25 protein-coding genes are annotated in these 21,006 nt (G+C 73.9%); 19 read left to right on the top strand and 6 right to left on the bottom strand.

The window, feature by feature from the left end; translation table 11 throughout:
* Nucleotides 1-209 precede the first annotated feature (209 nt).
* The 6 genes from mtrA to secA all read left to right on the top strand — a co-directional run bounded on the left by mtrA (nt 210) and on the right by secA (nt 9,399).
* Nucleotides 210-887, top strand: coding sequence for an MtrAB system response regulator MtrA (gene mtrA, locus ACL02T_RS30935; protein WP_232872986.1), 678 nt, complete (start codon nt 210-212; stop codon nt 885-887).
* Between the two features lie 41 nt (nt 888-928).
* On the top strand, nt 929-2,707 hold the full coding sequence (gene mtrB / locus ACL02T_RS30930; protein WP_412834342.1) for an MtrAB system histidine kinase MtrB: 1,779 nt from the start codon (nt 929-931) through the stop codon (nt 2,705-2,707).
* Nucleotides 2,704-4,428: an LpqB family beta-propeller domain-containing protein gene (locus ACL02T_RS30925; protein ID WP_412834341.1), complete on the top strand. Its 1,725-nt coding sequence runs from the start codon at nt 2,704-2,706 to the stop codon at nt 4,426-4,428. Before mtrB ends, ACL02T_RS30925 begins: the two co-directional genes overlap by 4 nt.
* Nucleotides 4,429-4,521: 93 nt before the next feature.
* On the top strand, nt 4,522-5,205 hold the full coding sequence (locus ACL02T_RS30920) for a ComF family protein (protein WP_412834340.1): 684 nt from the start codon (nt 4,522-4,524) through the stop codon (nt 5,203-5,205).
* Nucleotides 5,206-5,488: 283 nt separating this feature from the next.
* A complete protein-coding gene (hpf, locus tag ACL02T_RS30915; protein ID WP_412834339.1) occupies nt 5,489-6,172 on the top strand; it encodes a ribosome hibernation-promoting factor, HPF/YfiA family in 684 nt (227 codons plus the stop codon).
* Nucleotides 6,173-6,420: 248 nt separating this feature from the next.
* Nucleotides 6,421-9,399, top strand: a complete 2,979-nt coding sequence (secA, locus tag ACL02T_RS30910; protein ID WP_412834338.1) for a preprotein translocase subunit SecA — start codon at nt 6,421-6,423, stop codon at nt 9,397-9,399.
* A gap of 123 nt (nt 9,400-9,522) precedes the next feature.
* Here secA and ACL02T_RS30905 read toward each other — a convergent pair whose 3' ends face one another.
* Entirely contained in the window at nt 9,523-10,161 is a 639-nt protein-coding gene (locus tag ACL02T_RS30905) for an Rv3235 family protein (RefSeq protein ID WP_412834337.1), read from the bottom strand.
* 101 nt (nt 10,162-10,262) lie between these two features.
* Between ACL02T_RS30905 and ACL02T_RS30900 the strand changes: the two genes are divergently transcribed.
* Together ACL02T_RS30900 and ACL02T_RS30895 are read left to right on the top strand one after the other, a co-directional pair.
* Nucleotides 10,263-10,679 carry a MarR family winged helix-turn-helix transcriptional regulator gene (locus ACL02T_RS30900; RefSeq protein ID WP_412834336.1) on the top strand — a complete coding sequence of 139 codons (417 nt, stop codon included), beginning with the start codon at nt 10,263-10,265 and terminating at the stop codon, nt 10,677-10,679.
* Nucleotides 10,676-11,050: an HAD-IA family hydrolase gene (locus ACL02T_RS30895; RefSeq protein WP_412834335.1), complete on the top strand. Its 375-nt coding sequence runs from the start codon at nt 10,676-10,678 to the stop codon at nt 11,048-11,050. The genes ACL02T_RS30900 and ACL02T_RS30895 overlap by 4 nt, the downstream gene beginning before the upstream one ends.
* 74 nt (nt 11,051-11,124) lie before the next feature.
* Here ACL02T_RS30895 and ACL02T_RS30890 read toward each other — a convergent pair whose 3' ends face one another.
* The 3 genes from ACL02T_RS30890 to ACL02T_RS30880 all read right to left on the bottom strand — a co-directional run bounded on the left by ACL02T_RS30890 (nt 11,125) and on the right by ACL02T_RS30880 (nt 13,464).
* Nucleotides 11,125-11,349, bottom strand: a complete 225-nt coding sequence (locus ACL02T_RS30890; protein WP_412834334.1) for an antitoxin — start codon at nt 11,347-11,349, stop codon at nt 11,125-11,127.
* Between the two features lie 43 nt (nt 11,350-11,392).
* On the bottom strand, nt 11,393-12,613 hold the full coding sequence (locus ACL02T_RS30885; RefSeq protein ID WP_412834333.1) for an alpha-hydroxy acid oxidase: 1,221 nt from the start codon (nt 12,611-12,613) through the stop codon (nt 11,393-11,395).
* Nucleotides 12,614-12,708: 95 nt separating this feature from the next.
* The gene (locus ACL02T_RS30880) at nt 12,709-13,464 is read right to left on the bottom strand and encodes a TrmH family RNA methyltransferase (protein ID WP_412834332.1); all 756 of its coding nucleotides are present in this window, start codon (nt 13,462-13,464) and stop codon (nt 12,709-12,711) included.
* A 36-nt stretch (nt 13,465-13,500) separates the two neighbouring features.
* Between ACL02T_RS30880 and ACL02T_RS30875 the strand changes: the two genes are divergently transcribed.
* The 3 genes from ACL02T_RS30875 (at nt 13,501) to ACL02T_RS30865 (ending at nt 15,881) form a co-directional block, all read left to right on the top strand.
* Nucleotides 13,501-14,913, top strand: a complete 1,413-nt coding sequence (locus ACL02T_RS30875) for a WS/DGAT/MGAT family O-acyltransferase (protein WP_412834331.1) — start codon at nt 13,501-13,503, stop codon at nt 14,911-14,913.
* Nucleotides 14,914-14,929: 16 nt separating this feature from the next.
* Nucleotides 14,930-15,442, top strand: coding sequence for a DUF6912 family protein (locus ACL02T_RS30870; protein WP_412834330.1), 513 nt, complete (start codon nt 14,930-14,932; stop codon nt 15,440-15,442).
* A gap of 214 nt (nt 15,443-15,656) precedes the next feature.
* Nucleotides 15,657-15,881 carry a hypothetical protein gene (locus ACL02T_RS30865; protein ID WP_412834329.1) on the top strand — a complete coding sequence of 75 codons (225 nt, stop codon included), beginning with the start codon at nt 15,657-15,659 and terminating at the stop codon, nt 15,879-15,881.
* A gap of 49 nt (nt 15,882-15,930) precedes the next feature.
* Here ACL02T_RS30865 and ACL02T_RS30860 read toward each other — a convergent pair whose 3' ends face one another.
* Nucleotides 15,931-16,455: an enoyl-CoA hydratase-related protein gene (locus ACL02T_RS30860; RefSeq protein WP_412834328.1), complete on the bottom strand. Its 525-nt coding sequence runs from the start codon at nt 16,453-16,455 to the stop codon at nt 15,931-15,933.
* Nucleotides 16,456-17,280: 825 nt separating this feature from the next.
* Between ACL02T_RS30860 and ACL02T_RS30855 the strand changes: the two genes are divergently transcribed.
* From ACL02T_RS30855 to ACL02T_RS30825, 7 genes are all read left to right on the top strand, one after another.
* Entirely contained in the window at nt 17,281-17,589 is a 309-nt protein-coding gene (locus ACL02T_RS30855; RefSeq protein WP_412834327.1) for a cyclase family protein, read from the top strand.
* Nucleotides 17,552-17,728, top strand: coding sequence for a hypothetical protein (locus ACL02T_RS30850; RefSeq protein ID WP_412834326.1), 177 nt, complete (start codon nt 17,552-17,554; stop codon nt 17,726-17,728). Before ACL02T_RS30855 ends, ACL02T_RS30850 begins: the two co-directional genes overlap by 38 nt.
* Nucleotides 17,729-17,885: 157 nt before the next feature.
* The gene (locus tag ACL02T_RS30845) at nt 17,886-18,527 is read left to right on the top strand and encodes a TetR/AcrR family transcriptional regulator (RefSeq protein ID WP_412834325.1); all 642 of its coding nucleotides are present in this window, start codon (nt 17,886-17,888) and stop codon (nt 18,525-18,527) included.
* A gap of 16 nt (nt 18,528-18,543) precedes the next feature.
* A complete protein-coding gene (locus ACL02T_RS30840; protein ID WP_412834324.1) occupies nt 18,544-18,885 on the top strand; it encodes a hypothetical protein in 342 nt (113 codons plus the stop codon).
* A 34-nt stretch (nt 18,886-18,919) separates the two neighbouring features.
* On the top strand, nt 18,920-19,132 hold the full coding sequence (locus tag ACL02T_RS30835; protein WP_412834323.1) for a hypothetical protein: 213 nt from the start codon (nt 18,920-18,922) through the stop codon (nt 19,130-19,132).
* A 78-nt stretch (nt 19,133-19,210) separates the two neighbouring features.
* Nucleotides 19,211-19,828 carry a GNAT family N-acetyltransferase gene (locus ACL02T_RS30830; protein WP_412834322.1) on the top strand — a complete coding sequence of 206 codons (618 nt, stop codon included), beginning with the start codon at nt 19,211-19,213 and terminating at the stop codon, nt 19,826-19,828.
* Nucleotides 19,810-20,142, top strand: a complete 333-nt coding sequence (locus ACL02T_RS30825) for a hypothetical protein (protein WP_412834321.1) — start codon at nt 19,810-19,812, stop codon at nt 20,140-20,142. The genes ACL02T_RS30830 and ACL02T_RS30825 overlap by 19 nt, the downstream gene beginning before the upstream one ends.
* On the opposite strand, the gene ACL02T_RS30820 is transcribed toward ACL02T_RS30825, so the two are convergent.
* Nucleotides 20,114-20,734, bottom strand: coding sequence for a TetR-type transcription factor C-terminal domain-containing protein (locus ACL02T_RS30820; RefSeq protein WP_412834320.1), 621 nt, complete (start codon nt 20,732-20,734; stop codon nt 20,114-20,116). The two genes, ACL02T_RS30825 and ACL02T_RS30820, sit on opposite strands and share 29 nt — an antisense overlap.
* Nucleotides 20,735-20,862: 128 nt before the next feature.
* On the opposite strand from ACL02T_RS30820, the gene ACL02T_RS30815 reads away from it, so the two are divergent.
* On the top strand, nt 20,863-21,000 hold the full coding sequence (locus ACL02T_RS30815; protein ID WP_412834319.1) for a hypothetical protein: 138 nt from the start codon (nt 20,863-20,865) through the stop codon (nt 20,998-21,000).
* The last annotated feature ends 6 nt before the right edge of the window (nt 21,001-21,006 follow it).

Raw genomic sequence — 21,006 nt, 5'->3', positions numbered from 1 at the left:
GCGGTGCGGTAGCGCGGGAGAAGGATGGCGGTCCCCGCCCGGGGTGCCCGTGTCCCTGCCGGACGGACGTCGCACGTGGTCGTCCGCGTCCCGCATCCGCACCGTCCTCGCTCTGGTCCGGGCGTGGCCGGGTGCACGCGGAGCGGATCCGTACCGGGAATCCGCGGGCCGGGACAGGAGCGTCGGTCCCGGGTGGGATGCTTCCTCCCATGAAGTCGCGCGTTCTGGTGGTCGACGACGACCCGGCCCTGGCCGAGATGCTGACCATCGTCCTGCGGGGCGAGGGCTTCGACACGGCCGTGGTCGGGGACGGGACCCGGGCGCTGCCCGCCGTGCGGGACATGCGCCCGGACGTCGTGCTGCTCGACCTCATGCTGCCCGGCATGAACGGGATCGACGTCTGCCGGGCCATCCGCGCCGAGTCGGGCGTGCCGATCGTCATGCTCACGGCGAAGAGCGACACCGTGGACATCGTCCTGGGCCTGGAGTCCGGGGCGGACGACTACGTGGTGAAGCCGTTCAAGCCCAAGGAGCTGGTCGCGCGGATCCGGGCGCGGGTGCGACGCACCGAGGCGGAGCCGGCCGAACAGCTCACGATCGGCGACGTCGAGATCGACGTCCCGGCCCACCAGGTCACCCGCAGGGGTGAGCGGATCGCGCTCACCCCGCTGGAGTTCGACCTGCTGGTGGCGCTCGCCCGCAAGCCGCGGCAGGTCTTCACCCGCGAGGTGCTGCTCGAACAGGTGTGGGGCTACCGGCACGCGGCGGACACCCGGCTGGTCAACGTGCACGTCCAGCGGCTGCGCTCGAAGGTCGAGAAGGACCCGGAGCACCCGGAGGTCGTGCTGACCGTCCGCGGCGTCGGGTACAAGGCCGGCCCACCGTGATCCCACCGCGTGTCTGAGGTTCCCGTGTCCCCGAGGTCGTCGTGTCGCTGAGGTCCCTGGTCGCGCGGCTGCCGCTCGCCCGGCGGGCGAAGCGGGCGGCGGCGTCGGCCGCCGTGCTCGTCTCCGAGATCCGTGCCGTCGCCCTGGCGGCGTGGCGCCGCTCGCTGCAGCTGCGCGTCGTCGTCTCCACCCTGGCCCTGTCCACGGCGGTGTCGCTGGTCCTGGGCCTGGTGCTGCAGACCCAGATCGCGGACCGGCTGCTGCAGGGCAAGTTCGACGCGGCCATCGCGCAGGCCGAGTCCGCGCGCCTGATCTCCGAGCGGGACCTCTCCGGCGTCGACCCGGACCGTGAGGGCGCGCAGGGTACCCTGAACAACGCCCTGGACCAGCTCACCAACCAGTCCACGTCGGAGGCGCCGGACGCGCCGACGGCGGGGGAGTTCCGCGCCGCGCTGACCACCGGCACCGGGAGCGGGCCGGAGATCTCGGCGGGCAACCTCGACCAGGTCTCGCCCGAGCAGCGGCAGACCGTCGCGAACGGCGCCCTGTCCACCCAGTACACCACCGTGGACGGCATCCCGACCCTGGTCGTCGGGCAGCCGGTGCGCACCGCCGGGCGCGAGCTGCAGCTCTACCTGATGTTCCCGCTCGACGCCGAGCAGCGGACCCTCGGCCTCGTCCAGAGCACCCTGATCGTCGGCGGGCTGGTACTGATCCTGCTGCTCGCGGGCATCGCGAGCCTGGTCACCCGGCAGGTGGTGCGGCCGGTCCGACAGGCGGCCGAGGTGGCCGAGCGGTTCGCCGAGGGGCACCTCGACGAGCGCATGCCGGTGCACGGGGAGGACGAGGTCGCGCGGCTGTTCGAGTCGTACAACGAGATGGCGGGCAGCATCCAGACCCAGATCCGGCAGCTGGAGGAGTTCGGCGCCCTGCAGCGCCGGTTCACCTCCGACGTGAGCCACGAGCTGCGCACGCCGCTGACCACCGTGCGGATGGCGGCGGACATCCTCTACGCCTCGCGGGACGAACTGCTCCCGGCCCTGCGGCGCAGCTCCGAGCTGCTGGTCACGGAGCTGGACCGGTTCGAGACGCTGCTCGGTGACCTGCTGGAGATCTCCCGGCTCGACGCGGGCGTGGCCGAACTGGGCACCGAGCGGCTGGACATGCGGCACATCGTCTCCCGGGCGGTCGAGGCGGTCCGCGGACTGGCCGAGGAGTCGTCGACACCCCTGGTGCTGGACCTGCCCGCGGACGTCTACGCCGAGGTCGACTCGCGGCGGGTCGAGCGGATCGTGCGCAACCTCGTCGCCAACGCCATCGACCACGGCGAGGGCCGGCCGGTGCACGTCACCCTGGCCGGGGACGAGCACGCCGTCGCGGTGGTCGTCCGGGACCACGGCGTCGGCCTGCGACCGGGCGAGGCCGGGCTGGTGTTCAACCGGTTCTGGCGCGCCGAGGAGTCCCGCGCGCGGCGCAGCGGCGGCAGCGGCCTGGGCCTGTCGATCAGCCTGGAGGACGCCCGGCTGCACGGCGGCTGGCTGCAGGCCTGGGGCGAGCCGGGCCGCGGCTCGGCCTTCCGGCTCACGCTGCCGCGCACCGAGGGGGACCTGCTCGAGTCGAGCCCGCTGCCGCTGCAGCCCGAGGGCGACGACCCGGGCACCGCGCTCCCGTTGCCCGCCTCGGTCCCCACCCCGCCGTGGGGCACCGCGATCCCGGCGGAGCTGCGGGACGCGGAACCGGCGGAGGACGGCGACGGTGGCGGTGTCGCGTCCGTCGCGTCCGCCGAGCCGGCCGTGCTGGACCCGCGGGGCGAGCGGTGAGCCGCCGGCTCTGGCTCGTCCTGGTGGCGCTGCTCGTGCTGGTCGCCGGGTGTGCGAGCGTGCCCGGCGAGTCGTCCGTGCAGGTGCTGCGCAAGGTCACCGACGGCGACTCGCCGGACATCCCGGCCGGCCCGGTCGAGGGCACCAACCCCCTCGACCTGGTCCGCGGCTTCGTCTACGCCTCGGGCAGCACGGTCGACCGGCACGGGGCCGCCCGCCGGTTCCTCACCCCGGAGGCTGCCCAGAGCTGGGACGCCGACGAGTCCCTGACCGTGCTGGACGAGCAGTTCGACACCGTCTACCCGCCCACGAGCAGCACCGATCCCGACACCGCCACCGTGCGCATCCGCGGGGACCGGGTCGGCTCCCTCGACGCGGTGGGCGCCTTCGAACCCGGCGAGGCGCCGGTGGAGATCGACGTGACGGTGCGCCGGGCGAACGGGCAGTGGCGGATCGACCGGTTGCCCGACGGCGTCCTCGTGCGCCTCTCGGACTTCCGCACCAACTTCCGCACGGTGAAGGGGTACTTCGTCGACCCCGTGCGCCGCGCGACAGTGGCAGACCTGCGCTACCTCCCGGCGGTGCCGGCGCAGGCGTTGCCGTCGCGGACCGTCGACATGCTGCTCACCGGGCCCTCGCCCGCGCTGCAGGGCGCCGCGATCTCGGCCGTGCCGCCGGACACCCGGCTGCGCACCAACGTCACCGAGTCCCCGGACGGCGCGCTGGTCGTCGACCTCACGCAGGTCGGCGACCTCGACGAGGCCCGCCGCCGGCTCATCGCCGCCCAGTTCGTGCAGACCCTCGCGGAGATCACCGTTCCGCGAGTGCGGCTGCTCGTCGACGGTGCCCCGCTGCTCACGGACGAGCCCGACCTCACGGCCGACGACGTCGCCGGGGCCGGGGCGCACGTCCAGCCCGCCGCGGACGTCCCCGCGCTGGTCGTGACCGGCGGGCGCGTGCGGGCGCTGCCCGGCGGCGAGCCGATCGGTGGCCAGACCGGCAACGGGTCGTTCGACATCGCCTCCGCCGCGACCACCGCGGACGGCGCCCGCATCGCCGCGGTCGCCCGCGACGGCGGCCGGATGCGGCTGCTGGTCGGGCCCACGGACGGGATGGTGCAGGCGGTGCCGCTGTCCGCGGCCGCCCTGTCCCGCCCGACCTGGACGCCGACCGGCGGCGAGGTGTGGACGGTGCTGGGCGGCGGCCCGGTGGCGGTCGTCGCCCGGGTGACGGTGGACCAGGCCGGGGCGGTGCGGACCGGGCAGGTCGACGTCGCGGCGCTCACCGCGCTCGGCCCGCTCACCGACCTGCGGCTGTCCCGGGACGGCATGCGGGTCGCGGCGATCGTCGACGGCGGCGTGGTCACCGGCGCGGTGGTGCGCGCCGACGGCGGCGACGTCGCGGTGCGCAACGTGCGCCGGCTGCGCCCGACGGACCTCTCGGGGGTGGTCGGCGTCGACTGGCGGGCGGACGAGTCGCTGATCGTCGTGACGGACCGGTCGGACCGCCCGGTCTCCCTGGTGTCCTCCGACGGCCTGACCCTGCAGCTCGTGCCGGGCAGCAACCTCACCCCGCCGCTGGAGGCCGTCACCGCCGCGCCGAGCCGGCCGTTCCTGGTGGCGGACCAGGGCGGGATCTGGAGCTACGACGGCGGCGAGCTCGACAGCTGGCGGCAGGTGCTCGGCTCCGCGCCGGACGGCGTGCCGCTCTACCCGGGCTGACCCCGGACCCGGCAACGCCGGATCGGTGGACAACTCGGCCCGCGCCGCCGGTTCCGGCAGGGAACCGTCGGTGCCGGGGGTCAGGGTGGATGCATGGTCCGCCCCGACCCCCCGACCCCGTCCCGCCCGACCCCGCGGCTGCTGCTGGACGGTCTGCTCGACCTCCTGCTGCCCGGGTCGTGCGGAGGGTGCGGCGCGGGCGGCGCGGGCTGGTGCCCGGAGTGCTCCGCGCGGTTGCCGGGCCCGCACCGTGTCGTCCTGCCCGGTGCGCCGGAGACGCTCGCGGCCGGCCGGTACCGCGGGCCGCTGCGCACCGCGCTGCTCGCCTACAAGGAACGCGGCCGGCGCGACCTGGCCGCGCCGCTGGCGGCGCTGCTCGCCCCGCTCGTGCCGCCCGGCGGGCTGCTCGTGCCGGCGCCCTCCCGGCCCGCGGCGGCGCGGGCCCGCGGTGGTGACCACGTGCTGCGGCTCTGCCGGCGGGTCGCGCCGGGGCGCACGCTGCCGCTCCTCGGGTTGGCGCGGCGCACCCGGGACTCCCTCGGGCTCGACGCCGCACAGCGCACCGCGAACCTGGCCGGCCGGGTGTTCGTGCGGACCGGGGAGAACCCGCCGGAAGCGGTCCTGCTCGTCGACGACGTGGTGACCACCGGGGCGACGCTCCGCGCCTGCGCGCGGTCCCTGGCGGAGGTGGGGATCGCGGTCTCGGGAGCGGTCGTGCTGTGCGACGCGAGCGGCCGGACGGACCGCCGGCACCGGGCGGGACGCGCGGGACCGTAGCGTCCGGCAACCCGACCACGATACGTGTTTGCGCAGGTCAGCGGAAGAGAATCGGCGGATTTCGACCGTTTCGGCGTCACTCGCCGTCCAGCACTGTTGCCAAAGCGTGATGCGCACTACCGTTCCTGGCACACGTAACCCAGACCACAACGGGAGGGGAACACCGACTGTCCGCTTCGGGTCCCCCAGGGTCGCACCACACCTCGAGCACGTGCGCTCCCCGTCCCCGGGCCCCGGAGTCACCACCCCGACGCCGCAACGCACGGAGAGCGAGGGAAGTCGAGTGGAGATTGTCGTCACCGGCCGGAACGTGGAGGTCCCGGACCACTTCCGGGTCCACGTGGAGGAGAAGTTGTCCCGGCTCGAACGGTACGACCACAAGATCGTCGGGATGGAGGTCGAGCTCTTCCACGAGCCGAACCGCCGTCAGGCCAAGATCTGTCAACGCGTGGAGATCACCGGCCGGGGTCGCGGCCCCGCCATCCGCTCCGAGGCCTGCGCGCAGGACTTCTACGCCGCCTTGGACTGCGCGGTGTCCAAGCTCGAGAGCAGGCTGCGGCGCTCGCACGACCGCCGCCGGCTCAACGACCGCCGCTCCCGCGTCATGTCGGTCCGGGACGGCTCCGCCGTCGCCGTGCTCGAGACGCTCCCGGAGACCGAGGAGGCGCTCGGCGACGCGGAGGTCGCGGTGCCCCGACCGCGTGACCACACCGAGCACCTCGACGACCTGCCGGGCGCCGGGACCGGGGCGGCCGGGTACGAGACCGACGACGAGGACAACCTCCCCGGCCGCATCGTGCGGCGCAAGCGGCACTCCGACGAACCGATCAGCGTCGACGAGGCGCTCTCCCGGATGGAGTTGGTCGGCCACGACTTCTATCTCTTCGCCGACGCCGAGAGCGGCGCCCCGTCCGTCGTCTACCGGCGCCGGGGCTACGACTACGGCGTGATCAGTCTCGGCGGCTGATCGGGCGGAACCGGCACCACCCGCGAGGGCGCCGGGGCGCGGTGATCCGCCGCGCCCCGGCGCCCGTCCATCGCACGACCCCGGAACCCGCGAGGGCCCGGGGTCGTTGCACGGTGAGGGGTCGCCGCGCCGATGGCTACCATGGCGTCGCGGGTGTCTGCCGTGCGCCGGCGTCCGCCCCGGTCCTCGAGTGCCCGCCGGGCACGCAGGGCCGCGCCCGAGACCGCGATCGCGAATGAGGTCGACCAGTGCCGTTGTTGAACCGCCTGCTCCGTGCCGGGGAGACGAAGCTGGTGAAACGGCTCGGCAGGATCGCCGCGCACATCGACTCGCTCGAGCCCGAGATCGAGCCCCTGTCCGACGCGGAGCTGCGCGCGAAGACGGACGAGTTCCGCGAGCGGCACGCCGACGGGGAGAGCCTCGACGAGCTGCTGCCCGAGGCGTTCGCCGTCGTCCGCGAGGCCGCGCGGCGCACCCTCGGCCAGCGCCCGTTCCCGGTCCAGCTGATGGGCGGCGCCGCGCTGCACCTGGGCAACGTCGCCGAGATGCGCACCGGTGAGGGCAAGACCCTGACCTGTGTCCTGCCCAGCTATCTCAACGCCCTCACCGGCCGGGGCGTGCACGTCGTCACGGTGAACGACTACCTGGCTAAGCGGGACGCAGAGCTTATGGGTCGGATTCACCGGTTCCTGGGCCTCGAGGTCGGCGTGATCCTGGCCGAGATGACCCCGGCGCAACGCCGCGAGATGTACGCCGCGGACGTCACCTACGGCACGAACAACGAGTTCGGCTTCGACTACCTGCGCGACAACATGGCGTGGAACGCCGCGGACATGGTCCAGCGCGGGCACCACTTCGCGATCGTCGACGAGGCGGACTCGATCCTCATCGACGAGGCCCGCACCCCGCTGATCATCTCCGGCCCGGCGGAGCAGAGCGCCCGGTGGTACCAGGAGTTCGCGCGGATGGCGCCGCTGCTGCGCAAGGACGTCCACTACGAGGTCGACGAGCGCAAGCGCACCATCGGCGTCACCGAGGAGGGCGTCTCGTTCGTCGAGGACCAGCTCGGCATCGACAACCTCTACGAGGCCGCCAACACCCCGCTCGTCGGCTACCTGAACAACGCCCTCAAGGCCAAGGAGCTGTTCAAGAAGGACAAGGACTACATCGTCCGGGACGGCACCGTCCTGATCGTCGACGAGTTCACCGGCCGCGTGCTGGCCGGGCGCCGTTACAACGAGGGCATGCACCAGGCCATCGAGGCCAAGGAGAAGGTGGAGATCCAGGCGGAGAACCAGACCCTGGCCACCATCACCCTGCAGAACTTCTTCCGCCTCTACGACAAGCTCTCGGGCATGACCGGTACCGCCGAGACCGAGGCGGCCGAGCTGCACCAGACCTACGGCATGCACGTCGTCGTCATCCCGACGAACCGGCCGATGATCCGCGCCGACCAGGCCGACCTGATCTACAAGACCGAGGCGGCGAAGTTCGAGGCGGTCGCGGACGACATCGCGGAGAAGCACCGCAAGGGTCAGCCGGTGCTGGTCGGCACCACGAGCGTCGAGAAGTCCGAGTACCTGTCGAAGCTGCTGGTGGCGCGCCAGGTGCCGCACGAGGTGCTCAACGCGAAGCATCACGAGCGCGAGTCGATGATCGTCGCGCAGGCGGGCCACGCGGGCGCCGTCACCGTCGCGACCAACATGGCCGGTCGCGGAACGGACATCATGCTCGGCGGCAACCCCGACTTCCTCGCCGATCTCGAGCTGCGCGGCCGCGGGCTGGACCCCGTGCAGCACCGCGAGGAGTACGAGGCGGCCTGGGACGAGACCGTCGCCCGGATGAAGAAGCAGGTCGCGGCGGAGGCGGAGGAGGTCCGCGAGGCCGGCGGCCTGTACGTGCTGGGCACCGAGCGGCACGAGTCCCGGCGCATCGACAACCAGCTCCGCGGCCGGTCGGGCCGCCAGGGCGACCCGGGCGAGTCCCGCTTCTACCTCTCGCTGGGCGACGAGCTGATGCGGCGGTTCAACGGCGCCATGGTCGAGTCGATCATGACCCGGTTCAACCTGCCCGAGGACGTCCCGATCGAGGCCAAGATGGTCACCCGGGCGATCCGCAGCGCGCAGACCCAGGTTGAGCAGCAGAACTTCGAGATCCGCAAGAACGTCCTCAAGTACGACGAGGTGCTCAACCAGCAGCGCAAGGTCATCTACGCCGAGCGTCGCCTGGTCCTCGCGGGCGAGGACGTCCAGGAGCAGACGCGGCACATGCTCCACGACGTGATCCACGCCTACGTCGAGGGCGCCACCGCCGAGGGCTACGCCGAGGACTGGGACCTCGACAAGCTCTGGACGGCGCTGGGCCAGCTGTTCCCGATCTCGATCAAGTGGCAGGACCTCGTCGACGGCGATCCGGACGAGGGCGGTCTCGACGAGCTGAGCGCGGAGCGCCTCGAGGAGGCCGTGATCGCCGACGCCGAACGCGCCTACTCGGTGCGCGAGGCCGAGATGGACGCGCTGATCGGCCCGCAGGGCGGCATGCGCGAGCTCGAGCGGCAGGTCCTCATGCAGGTCATCGACCGCAAGTGGCGCGAGCACCTCTACGAGATGGACTACCTCAAGGAGGGCATCGGGCTGCGGGCGATGGCCCAGCGCGACCCGGTGATCGAGTACCAGCGCGAGGGCTACGACATGTTCACCGCGATGCTCGAGGGCATCAAGGAGGAGACGGTCGGGCACCTGTTCAACGTCGTGGTGCAGGTCCAGGAGTCGCCGGCGCCCGAGGCGGTGCCGGCCGGCGCCGGGGCGAGCGGGACCCCGAACGACGGTGCCGGCCACGGCGGTGCGGGCCAGGCCGGCGCACAGAACGGGTCGGGTCGCACCGCGGTGCAGCAGGGTGCCGGAGCGACCGTGGCGAACGCACCGGCCGCGGCCGAACCGGTCACCAGCCGGTTCCCGCGGGTCGCCGCACAGGCCGCGGACGGGCACCCGGACGACACCCCGACCTCGGTCCTGCCGACGGCCTTCCGCGCCGGCCCGGCGCAGCAGAACCTCAGCTACAGCGGCCCGAGCGACGACGGCGGCGAGGTCGTCACCGGCGGCGGGCAGCGGGGCGGGGCCCAGCGGGGAGGTGGCGCCCAGCGCGGCGGTACCCGCCAGCCGCAGGGCGCCGGTGTCAACCGCGCCGAGCGGCGGCGCCAGGAGCGGGCCGCGCGTAAGCAGCGCTGAGCGGGCCCGTGGCAGGTCGTGCACGGGGCCGGTCGCGCGGGGACCAGGCACGGCGCGGGGCGGGGTACCGCGCACCGGCAGGGGAGTGTGAGCGAGAGGGGGTGGCGGCGGCCCGCGCCGCCCTCAGATGACCCGGAGGGCGACGCAGCGCCACTCGCCCCGCCCGGTGAGCTCGAGACGGGCGGCGAGGGCCCGGACCCGGGAGCCGAACCGGCACACGGCCGCGACCTCCGCGTCGGCCCGCGCGGGAAGGCTCACGTGCAGCGAGCGCAGGGAGGCACCTCCCGTGCCGGCGCGCCCGCGCCGCGGCACACCCGCACTCACGTAGCGCAGCACCTCCGGCGCCGCGTACGGGGCGAGGTGCCGGACGGGCCGGCGGCCGTCGAGCACCTCCAGCGCGGTCCGCACGATCAGCTCCGCCCGTCGTCGCGCCGCCACCGTCCGCTCGTGCTCCCGGCGCCGCGGTCCCGCGACCGCCCCAGCGGCCGCCCTGCTCCCGGCCGCCCTGCTCCCGGCCGCCACCCTGTTCCCGGCCGCCGCCCTGTTCCCGGCCGCGTCACCGTCGGCCGTCCCACCCACGGGCGCCCCGGCGACGGAGGGCGGCGGGAGGGCCTCGGCCCCCGCACCGCCGGGCGGCGGGTCGCCCTCGAGCAATCCGCTCTCCTCGCCGGAGGGCACCTCCGGGTCGAGCGGCTCGAGGGCCGGCTCGTAGGCGACCGTGTCGAAGAGCGGCAGCGCGGGGGCCGGGGCGGTGAGCGTCATGGCCCGAGCGTGCGGCCGTCACGTCCCCCGCCGGCGCGGATCGTGGTACTTCGTCGCCGAATCGTCTGTGCCCTGATCGTTCGACGGATAAGGTGCGGGCCGTGGGTGAGCAGCCGTTGGACCGGCTCCTGATCGTGGCCGGCGCCACCCTCGGTCGGTTCCGCCAGCAGGTCGTGGCCGAGCACGGGCTCTCGGCGACGGCACTCGACCTCCTCACGGCCTTGAACTGCGAGGACGGGCTCCCGCACCGCGAGCTCGCCGGCCGGCTCGGGTTCACCCCCGCGACCCTCACCCCGGTCGTCGACGTGCTCGAGCGGACCGGGGACGTCCGGCGCGAGCGTGACGGCACCGATCGGCGGGTGATCAGGGTGTACCTGACGCCGAGCGGCCGGCGGCGCTGGGCGTCCGTCGCCGACCAGGTGGCCCGCACGCTGCGTGAGACCATGCCGGGCGAGGAGCCGGCCGTGCGCCGGTACCTGGGCGCGGTCCTCGCGGCCGTGCAGGGACGGTTGACGTGACCGGCTTCCGCGGACTGATCCTCGACTACGGCGGCGTGCTCACCGACGGCCCGGAGATGGCCGAACTGCCGGTCCGGGCCCGGGCCGCGGGCCTGCGCGTGGCCCTGCTCTCCGACGCCCACTCCGTGCCGGACGAGTACGCCGAGCGTTTCGACGCCGTCGTCCTGGGCGGGGCGACCGGCGCCCGCAAGCCCGATCCCGAGGCCTTCCGCCGCACCGCGCAGCTGCTCGGGCTGCCGCCCGGCGACTGCGTGGTCGTCGACGACCTGCCGGTCAACGTCCGTGGGGCGAGCGCGGCCGGCGCGGTGGGCGTCCGGCACACGGACCCCGAGTCGACGGTGCGCGAGCTGGGGATCCTCCTCGGCTGGTGAGAACGACGACGGCGCCGCCCGGGTGGGCGGCGCCGTGCGGATCGGCGGTGGTCACACGGCCGCTGCCGGGCGGGTCACTGCTGGGGCGGGGGCGGCTGCTCGCCCTCCGGGGCGGACGGCTGGGCGGCCGTGGTGTCCCCCTCGCCGGTCCTCTCCTGGAGGAAGTCGACGCCCTTGTCGATCTGCTCGTCGTGGCCGGCGAACCTGTCCTTGGCCATCTCGCCGCCCTTGTCGAGCCCCTGGTCGACCTTGTCGTCGTGCTGGCCGAGCATCTCCTTGGCCTTGTCCATGAAACCCATACCGGCCACAGTGGCCCCCTTCGCGGGGTCCCGCACCTCGATGTCACCCGGTCGGACGAAGCCGCGCGTGCTCGCGCCGCAGTTCGTCGACGGAGGTGAGGCCGAGGAGCTGCAGGGTCCGCCTGATCTCGCCGGTCAGGATGTCGACGGCCTTGGCGACGCCCGCCCGGCCGCCGGCCATCAGCCCGTACAGGTAGGCCCGGCCCACCAGCGCACCGCGCGCGCCCAGGGCGACGGCGGCCACGACGTCCGCCCCGTGCAGGATCCCCGTGTCGACGTAGACCTCGGCCGAGTCGCCGACCTCCTGCACCGTCGGGTCGACCAGCTCGACCGGAACGGGTGCGCGGTCCAACTGGCGGCCGCCGTGGTTGGACAGCAGCACCGCGTCGACGCCGGCGTCGACGACCCGACGGGCGTCGGTGACGTTCTGGATCCCCTTGATCATCAACTTGCCGGGCCAGGCCCCGCGCAACCAGTCGACGTCGTCCATGGTGAGGGCGGGGTCGAACACGCGGTCGATGAGGTCGGCGACCGTGCCCTCCGTGCGCTCGAGGGTGGCGAAGGTGAGCGGGGAGGTCGTCAGCAGGTCGAACCACCAGTGCGGGTGGAGCGCCCCGTCGAGGAACGTGCGCAGGGTCAGGGCCGGCGGGACGGTGAGGCCGTTGTGCACGTCGCGGCGCCGGTTGCCGCCGACGGGGGTGTCGACGGTCAGCATGAGGGTGTCGTAGCCGGCCGCGGCCGCGCGCTGGACCAGGTCCTTCGCGAACGTCCGGTCCCGCCAGAGGTAGAGCTGGAACCACCTGCGGGCGGTCGGTGCGGCCTCGGCGACCTCCTCGATGGTCGTGGTGCCCATCGTCGAGAGCGTGTAGGGGATGCCCGCGTCGGCGGCGACGGAGGCGACCGCCGGCTCGCCCTCGGTGCCCATCATGCGGGTGAACCCGGTGGGCGCGAACGCGAACGGCAGGGCCGAGCGCGCGCCGAGCATGTCCCGGCCCAGGTCGACCGTGCTGACGTCGCGCAGCACGGTGGGGGTGAACTCGATGCGGGACCAGGCGTCCCGCGCCCGGTCGAGGGAGAGCTCCCCGTCCGCGGCGCCGTCGGTGTAGTCGAAGACGGCCCGCGGGGTGCGGCGGCGGGCGATCTCGCGGAGGTCGGTGATCGACGCCGCTCGGCGCAGCCGGCGCTCGGTGGCGTCGCGGACGAAGGGCGCGGGCCGGAGGAGGGGCAGCAGTTCGCTCGGCCGGGGCATCCGACGCTGGACCATGTCCCGAGGCTAGCCCGCCTGACGCGCCGCTGACGCGCGCGCGGCGCGCCGGGGTCGGACCCGAGGGCCGGGAGCGTTGTCCGGTCCTCGGATCCTCAGCGGCGGCGGTGCAGTTCGTATGCGGCGACGGCGGCGGCGCTGGCCACGTTGAGCGATTCCACCCCGCCCATCAGCGGGATCGCGAGGACGCCGTCGAGCAGCGGGCGGACCGCGGGGGACAGCCCGTCGGTCTCGTTGCCGAGCACCAGGGCGACCCGGGGCGGCAGGTCGGCGGTGAGCAGGTCCGCCCCGCCGGCGTCGAGCCCGAAGACCCCGAAGCCGGCCTGCGTGAGCTGGGCCAGCCCCTCCTCGGCGGTCGCCGAGCGGAGCACCGGCGCGGAGAACGCCACCCCTGCCGAGGCCTTGATCACCAGCGGGTCGATCGCGGGCACGCCGCGTCGGGGCAGCAGGACGCCGTCCAGACCGGCGCCCGTGGCCGTCCGCAGGATCATCCCGACGTTCGACGGGTTGGTGACCCGGTCGAGCACGAGCACCGCGGCCGGGCGCCGGGATCCGAGGTCGCGCAGGAACACCGGCACCGGCGCCATCCGCGGCGCCACGACGTCGGCCAGCACCCCCTGGTCGTGGCGTCCGTTGCCGGCCAGCACCTTCACCCGGTGCGCGCTGGCCCGCTGCACCGGCACGCCCCGGCGGCGTGCCGCATCGGTGATGGCGCGCACCGACTCGCCGCGCGTGCCCTCCGCGAGGATCACCTTGTCGACGGCCAGCGCGTCGTCGTCGAGCGCCTCGAGGACGGGTTTGCGGCCGTAGACGGTGATGAAGGAGTCCTTCGGCGAGACCGGCGATGCCACCCGTGCAGGGTCGCACGCGCACGTAGGATCATGCCCATGCCGCCCCGGCTCTCCGCGCTCGACGCGTCGTTCCTCTACCTGGAGCAGGCGACCACCCCGATGCACGTGGGCGGCGTCGCGATCTTCCGGCGTGCCGGCAAGGGCGGGCTCGACTACGAGAAGCTGGTCGGGCTCGTGGAGCAGCGGATCTCGCTCGTGCCGCGCTACCGGCAGAAGGTCAAGCACGTGCCGGGCAACCTCGCGCGCCCGGTCTGGGTCGACGACACCGAGTTCGACGTGGCCTACCACGTCCGGCGGTCCGCGCTGCCCCGCCCGGGCACGGACGAGCAGCTCTGCGACCTCGTCGCGCGGCTGATGTCCCGGCCGCTGGACCACACCCGGCCGCTGTGGGAGATGTACCTGGTCGAGGGCCTGGAGCGCAACCGGGTCGCGGTCGTCACCAAGACCCATCAGGCCATGGTCGACGGCATCTCCGCGATCGACCTCTCCCAGGTGATCCTGGACGTCTCGCCCGACGCCCGCCTCGGCGTCGAGGAGGTCTGGATGCCGCGGCCGGAGCCGAGCGATCTGCGGTTGATCGCCGAGGCGGTGGGCGACGCCGTGGCCCGGCCCGGGGAGATCGTGGACAACGTCCGCGTCGCCACCGGCGACGCCGTCGCGACCGCCACCAAGCTCGCGGGCATGGCGGGCAAGCTGCTCACCATGGCCCGCACGGCCTCGCGCCCGGCCCCGGGTACCCCGCTCAACGTGCACATCTCCACGCAGCGCAGGTTCGCGATCGCCCGCACGGACCTCGAGGCGTACCGCCGGATCCGCACTGCGCACGGCTGCACGGTGAACGACGCCGTGCTCAGCGTGGTGTCGGGTGCCCTGCGGAACTGGCTGCTCTCCCGGGGCGAGCCGGTGACGTCGGGGGCGGCGGTGCGCGCGATGGTGCCGATGTCGGTGCGCGGCGAGGCGGACGTGCCCAGCTCGGCGACCTCGGGCTCGCTCGGCAACCGGGTGTCGTCGTTCCTGGTCGACCTGCCGGTGGGGGAGCCGAGCCCGGTCGTGCGGCTGCACCACGTCACGCACGCGATGCGCGAGCACACCTCCTCCGGGCGCAACGTGGGTGCCGACACGCTCGTCCGGATCGGCGGGTTCGCCCCGCCGACCCTGCACGCGCTGGGCGCGCGGGCCGCGAGCGGGTTCTCCCGGCGGATCTTCAACCTCGTGGTGACGAACGTCCCCGGCCCGCAGTTCCCCCTCTACGCCGCCGGAGCGCGCATGCTGGAGATGTTCCCGGTCGTACCGCTCGCCAAGGGGCAGGCGCTCGCGATCGGGCTGACCAGTTACGACGGCGGGGTGTACTACGGGTTCAACGGCGACCGGGACGGGATGCCGGACGTCGACGTCCTCGCCGGGCTGGTCGACGAGGCGCTGGACGAGTTGCTGGCCGCGAGCCGCTGAGAGCAGGAGAGAGACCGTGCGGATCTACCTCCCCGGGACCTGGCCGATGCTGCGGAAGCTGGTCAAGACCGGACGGTTCGACCCGATCGGGGGGACGGCGTTCGCGCTGACCCCCCGGTTGCGGGAGGCGTACGTCTCCGGCGACGACGAGGAGCTGGAGTACGCGGCGATGGGCGAGGCCGCCCGGGCGTCGCTGCGGCTGCTCGCCGTCGAGTTCGGGCTGGGTGAGGACCAGACCCCGGCCCGGAGGGTGGTGGTGGCCGCCGACCTCGACGACGTCATGCTGCGGCCAGACCTCGACGACGGCGCCGTCCGGATCAGCGGGTCCGTGCCGATGACCGCGATCGCCGCGGTGCACGTCGACGCCGGGGAGGCCGAGCACGCGGTGCGGGAGGCGGCGGCGGTCGTCGACAAGGCCGACCTGGGCGATCTCGACGCCGAGTTCCTCGTCGGCGAGGCGGAGGACCACGAGCTCGCCTGGTACTCGCCGGAGGAGATCGCGTTCCTGGTGGACCTCGGCGACCTCTGAGTCCGAGGGCCCGCCACGGGTGGGCACGGCTCGCGGTGGCGGGCCCGAGGCGACCCTCGCGCCGGCCGGAACCCCTCCGGGGAACCGTCGGAGGTACGCGTGCCCTGCCGCCGTCCGCCGCGGACGAACTCGGTGGCCCTGCGCCCACCCCGCCGGGCCGCGGTGGACCGACCTCGAGGAGACCTCGGCCGGGCCGCCGGAGTGGGATCTCGCGGTGCTCGCCGCCAGTGCCGGCCGCGAGGCCGCGGTCGCCTGTGCCCGGGAACGCGGGGTGCCGGTCGTCCCGGACACGGACCTCGCGCCCTTCCGGCGGGCGCGCGAGCTCGACGGGCCGGCGTGGTTGCTCGCCGTGGCCCAGATCAGTCCCGACCGCTACCGACCGCTCGCCGAGCGGGCCGTGCGGCAGTGGGAGCCGCCCCGGCGGCGGCCGACACGGTAGGCCGCCGTGAGCGCCCACCGCCCCTGTAGGGGCGGTGGGCACGCACGGTTCAGTCGGTGAACCGCGGGGCGCGCTTCTCGAACGACGCGCCGCCTCGACCTGGTTGGGGCTGCCGATGAGCGCGCCGATCTCGGTCTGCTCGGCGGCCAGCTGGGTGGCGACGTCGACCCGCCCGGAGGTCTCGAGCAGCCGCTTCGCCGCGCGGACGGGCGTGCGGGTTGAAGCCGGAGATCTCGCGGGCCAGCTCAAGCGCGGCCTTGCGCGGGTCCGGATCGGCCCGGGTGGCCAGCCCGATCGCGGCGGCCTCCTCGCCGCTCACCCTGCGTCCGGTGAACGTCAGCTCCTTGGCCTTGTCCCGCCCGACCAGCTCGGGCAGGACCTGGGTGCCGGTCATTTCCGGGATCAGCCCCCAGCGGACCTCGAACACCGAGAGCCTCGCGTCCGGCGCCACTATCCGGATGTCGGCGCCCAGCGCGATTTTTTGCAGCCCGCCGCCCAACGCGTTGCCGGTGATCGCGGCGATCACCGGCACCGTGACCTGCGCCCAGACGTGGGCCGCCCGCTGTTCGGTCAAGTCATCTACCCCCACGTGAACCGGGGCCGCCCGCCGCTCCAGGAACGACGAGACCCCCCGGCATGATCCTCCGACGCGAAGCACTCGGCGAGCGCCTCCCGCGTCGCGACGACGTGCTCGGCCATCCTGACCCCGGCGCCGGCGAGCACCCGGGCCATGCAGGTGCACGGCGGGCTGGGCTACTCCCGCCACCAGCCCTTCGAGCACACATCCCATCTACCGCCACCACCGCCGCTACCGGATCACCGAGGGCGCCGAGGAGGTCCAGATGCGCAACGTCGCCGGCTAGCTGTTCGGTTTCGCCGGCCCGAACAAGCGCTGAGCGGGTCCACGAGGAGCACGACGCACGGAGGAGTGCAGTGATGCAGGACTTCCGCGAGCTGGGCGAGCGGCCGTCGAACTGGGGCAGATGGGACCGCGACGTGGCCCGCGACGAGCGCGGCACCACCAACCTGCTCACGCCCGAGCGGGTCGCGACGGCGGCCCGGCTCGTGCGCGAGGGGCGAATCTTCGACCTGGGCATCCCCTTCGGCAGCGGCGGGCCGCAGCCCGGTGTGCGCCGCCCGATGACGTGGCCGAGACCGGCGAGGACCAGGACCACCCCGGCGCCCTTCACTTCGCCGACGACTACGTGTTCATGTCGTTGCAGAGCGCCTCGCAGTGGGACGGGCTGGCCCACGTCTTCTGTGACGACCAGCTCGACAACGGGTTCCCCGCCTCGTCGGTGAGCCCGCACGGCACGAGCGCGAACTCGATCGAGCACCAGGCCAAGGGGATCGCCGGTCATGGCGTGCTGGTCGACGTCGCCCGGCACCGCCGGGTCGAGTGGCGGCAGGCCGGCGAGGTGATCACCCCGGAGGAACCGACGCCGCGAGGGCCGCCCGGCGCGTCGCGCTGCAGGGCGGGGACATCCTGCTCGTGCGCCCCGGCTGGCGGCGCAAGTTCCTGGTGGAGTCGGACGCGAGCGCGTTCACGGCCGGCGGGCCCGGGCTCGGCCTGGACTGCTGCGAGTGGCTCCACGAACACGAGGTCGCCGCGGTATGCTCGGACAACTGGACGATCGGGGTGCTCCCGGCGAGTTGCCCGCCGAGCGGCTGTGCGTGCACATGGTGCTCATCCGGGACACGGGGATGACCTCGGCGAGATCCTGGACTTCGAGGAGCTCTCCGAGGACTGTGCGGCCGACGGCAGGTACGAGCTCGTCCTCACCGCGCCGCCGATCGAGTTCCGCCGAGCCCTCGGCACGCCGATCAACCCGTTGGCGATCAAGTGAACCGCCCCGACCTCCTGCGGCACAGCGGGGTAGCCTTCCCGGAGCCGTCCGGAGCCGTCCGGAGCCGTCCGGAGCCGTCCGGAGCCGTCCGGAGCCGTCCGGAGCCGTCCGGAGCCGTCCGGAGCCGTGGGCGGGCCGGCGGACGGGGGAGGGACCGATGGCGCGCACACATCAGCCCGCCACGCGGCTCCCGAACGCACCGCCGGGCGACGCGGCGATCCTCGAGGCGTCGATCGCGACCATGGCCGAGCACGGCTACCACGGCACCTCGGTGCGGGACATCGCGTTGCGGGCCGGACTGAGCCCCGCGGCGCTGTACCACCACTTCCCCTCGAAGCAGGCCGTCCTCGCGATGATCATGGAGCGGGGGATCGAGGCGCTGCTGGCCCGGACCCGAGAGGCGCTGGAGCGCGCGGGGGACGACCCGGTCGACCGGCTCAGGGCACTGGTCGAGGTGCAGGTGCTGTTCCACCTCGAGGACCAGCGCGGCACCCTGCTGGGCACGAGCGAGCTGCGGGCGCTGGAGGAGCCGGTGCGCACGCCGCACCTGGCGAAGCGGCACGCGCAGCAGCGGATGTTCGACGAGGCGGTGGCCCGGGGCGTGGAGCTCGGCGCCTTCCGGACCCCGCTGCCCGGCGAGGCCGCACGGGCGATCGTCGTGATGTGCACGGGCGTCGCGAGCTGGTTCTCCCCGGAGGGGCCCGCCACCCGGGAGGAGATGGTGCGCCGCTACCAGCGGCTGTCCCTCGACATGGTCGACGCGGTGGATCCCGGCCCGTGGGAGGGCCCGCCCGGCTGACCGTCGGGGGTGCCTCGTGATCGCGGCCGCCGACACCCGCCGGCCGACCGGTGATCCCGCCGACCCGGCCGTGCTCGCGGACCTGCTCTCCGCCCGCCTCGCCGGGTCCTCGGCCCCCGGGTGGAGATCGACGTTGAAGCTCGGCCGCCCGGCCGCCGAGGCGGTGCGCTGGTGGCAGGTCGCCGGCGCCACACGCTGGGCCGTCGGCTGCCGGGGCATGGCGGAGCGCCACCTCTCCGGCGACGTGCCGTCGGCGACCTCGGCGTACCCGTCGAGCAGCTGGTCCAGCGGGCCGAACCCGCCGACCGACCGGCTCCGCGTGGCGAACCCGAAGTACCGGTCCCACCCCGGCGAGTGACCCCGACTGCCCCGACCCTGCAGTTCTGACGGCCGTGCTGGACTGGGAGGTCGTCCACCGCGGCGACCCCGCCGGGGTCCGGGCGCGGTACCTGGCCGGGGTGATGGCCGACGACGGCTACGCCGACCAGGTCCGCGCCCGCGTCGGGACGGGGCGGCTGCTCGGTGGGTCCGCCAAGGAGGCACTGGAGGCCGCTCGTTCGGGCGGCTGCGCGGGGAGCGAGAGTGCCGCTCGCCGGCCGGGGTGACAGGGGGATGACAGGGGCCTGACACCGCCGGGTCGCACCCTCGTCGTCGACCCGTCACCGAGCCGAGGGGACCTCACGATGAAGGCGACGAGCCGGACCGCTGCTCCCACGACCGTCCGCAGGGTGGGGCGGAGCGACCACGCGGCGGTGGCCGCGACGCTCACCGCCGCCTTCCACGACGACCCCGTCTTCACCTGGCTCCACCCGGGTCCGGCCGACCGGCAGGCGAAGATCCGGTTCTTCTTCGACCTGACCGTCGACGTGCTGGCCCAGCACGACGACACCTGGGCCACCGGAGCGGACGTCGCCGGCGCCGCGCTGTGGGTGCCGTACGGCAGGGCCCCGATGTCCGACGAGGAGGGCGAGGCGTTCGGTGCCGCCCTCGCGCAGCGGGCGGGCGGCGACGCCGAGCGGCTCTTCGCGCTGATGACCATGATGGAACGCCATCATCCGCACGAGCCCCACGAGTACCTGTGGTTCCTGGGCGTGCGGCCGGACCGGCAGGGCCAGGGCCTCGGCACAGCGACGATGGCCCCGGTCCTCGCCCGCGCCGACCGGGTCGGCCACCCCGCGTACCTCGAGGCGACCAGTTCGCGCAGCAAGGCGCTGTACGAGCGGCACGGCTTCGTCGCCGACACCCCGATCTCCGTCGACGGCAGCCCGCCCCTGTGGCCCATGTGGCGCGACCCGGCCTGACCCGGGCAGCGGCAGCGACTGGCGATCGCCCCGCGATCGCGCTCGACCCGCGGCTGCTGGTCTGCGACGAGGCGGTCAGCGCGTTCGACGTGTCCACCCGGAACCAGATCCGCAACCTGCTCGAGGACCTGCAGGCCGAGTTCGGGCCGTCCTACCTGTTCATCGCGCACGACCTCGCGGTGTTCCGCCGCGTCGCGCACCGGGTCGCGGTGATGTACCTCGGCGGGCGATGGCCGGTGTGTGGGAGTCCCCGGCGCTGTGACCTCCTCGGTGGAGGCCGCCCGGTCAGTCCCGGTGGTCGACGATCCGTATGACGATGCGGGTGTAGTGGTCCACGAGCTCCTCCATCGTGACCGGGCCCGTGGGGTCGTACCACTGCGCGATGGCGTTGCACGCCGCCTGCGCGGCGCGCCGCGCGTCGGCCGGGTGCTCGCAGTGGAAGGTCCCCTGCTCGACGCCCGCGTCGACGATGTCCGACCAGATCGTGCTGGCCTTGGTGCGCAGCCCGGCGAGCCGCTCCTCGTGCGCGGGCTCGAGGTTGCGCCACTCCCGGGAGGAGATGTTGCTCTCCGTGCGCCGCTGGACTCGGTACACGACGGTGGCCCTGACCAGGGCACGGAGCCGGTCCGCCGGGTCCTCCCCGGCGTCGGCCAGCGCCTCGTCGCAGCGGCGGAAGTAGTCGAGGGTGTTCTCCTCGATCAGCGCCGCGAGCAGGTCCTGCTTGCTCGGGTGCCAGTAGTAGAGCGCCGACAGGGACAGACCCGCGCGCTTGGCGATGTCCCGGATCGACGCTCCGTGGTAGCCGCGCTGCTCGAAGACCTCCCGCGCGGCCGCGGCGATCGCCTCGCGACCGCCCCCGCGGGGGATCGGGCCGCCCTCGGGCGATCGGTCGATTGCAGTGCTCACACCGAGAGGATAGGACGCGAACGCCCTTCTGGCGGCGTCGCGACGGTGTTAACTTAACGAGTGATCGTTCAAGGGTTGCTCGTCGCCACCTACCTCGGCCCGGCGTACTTCACCACGCGCAGGCGTGTGTGCAGTACCACGGCGGCATCGACTACACCTGGGAACACGACGCGCACCTGTACCACAAGCGCGCCAAGAGCACGGAACTGCTGTTCGGCGCGCCTGGCCGCGACCGGGCGCGGCTCGCCGACCGGCTCGGCGTCTGAGGAAGG

Source organism: Pseudonocardia oceanicola, assembly GCF_047200735.1.
In the GTDB taxonomy this organism is placed as follows: Bacteria; Actinomycetota; Actinomycetes; order Mycobacteriales; family Pseudonocardiaceae; genus Pseudonocardia.
The sequence above is the reverse complement of the archived record's forward strand: the minus strand, read 5'-3'. Positions and strand labels throughout refer to the sequence as shown.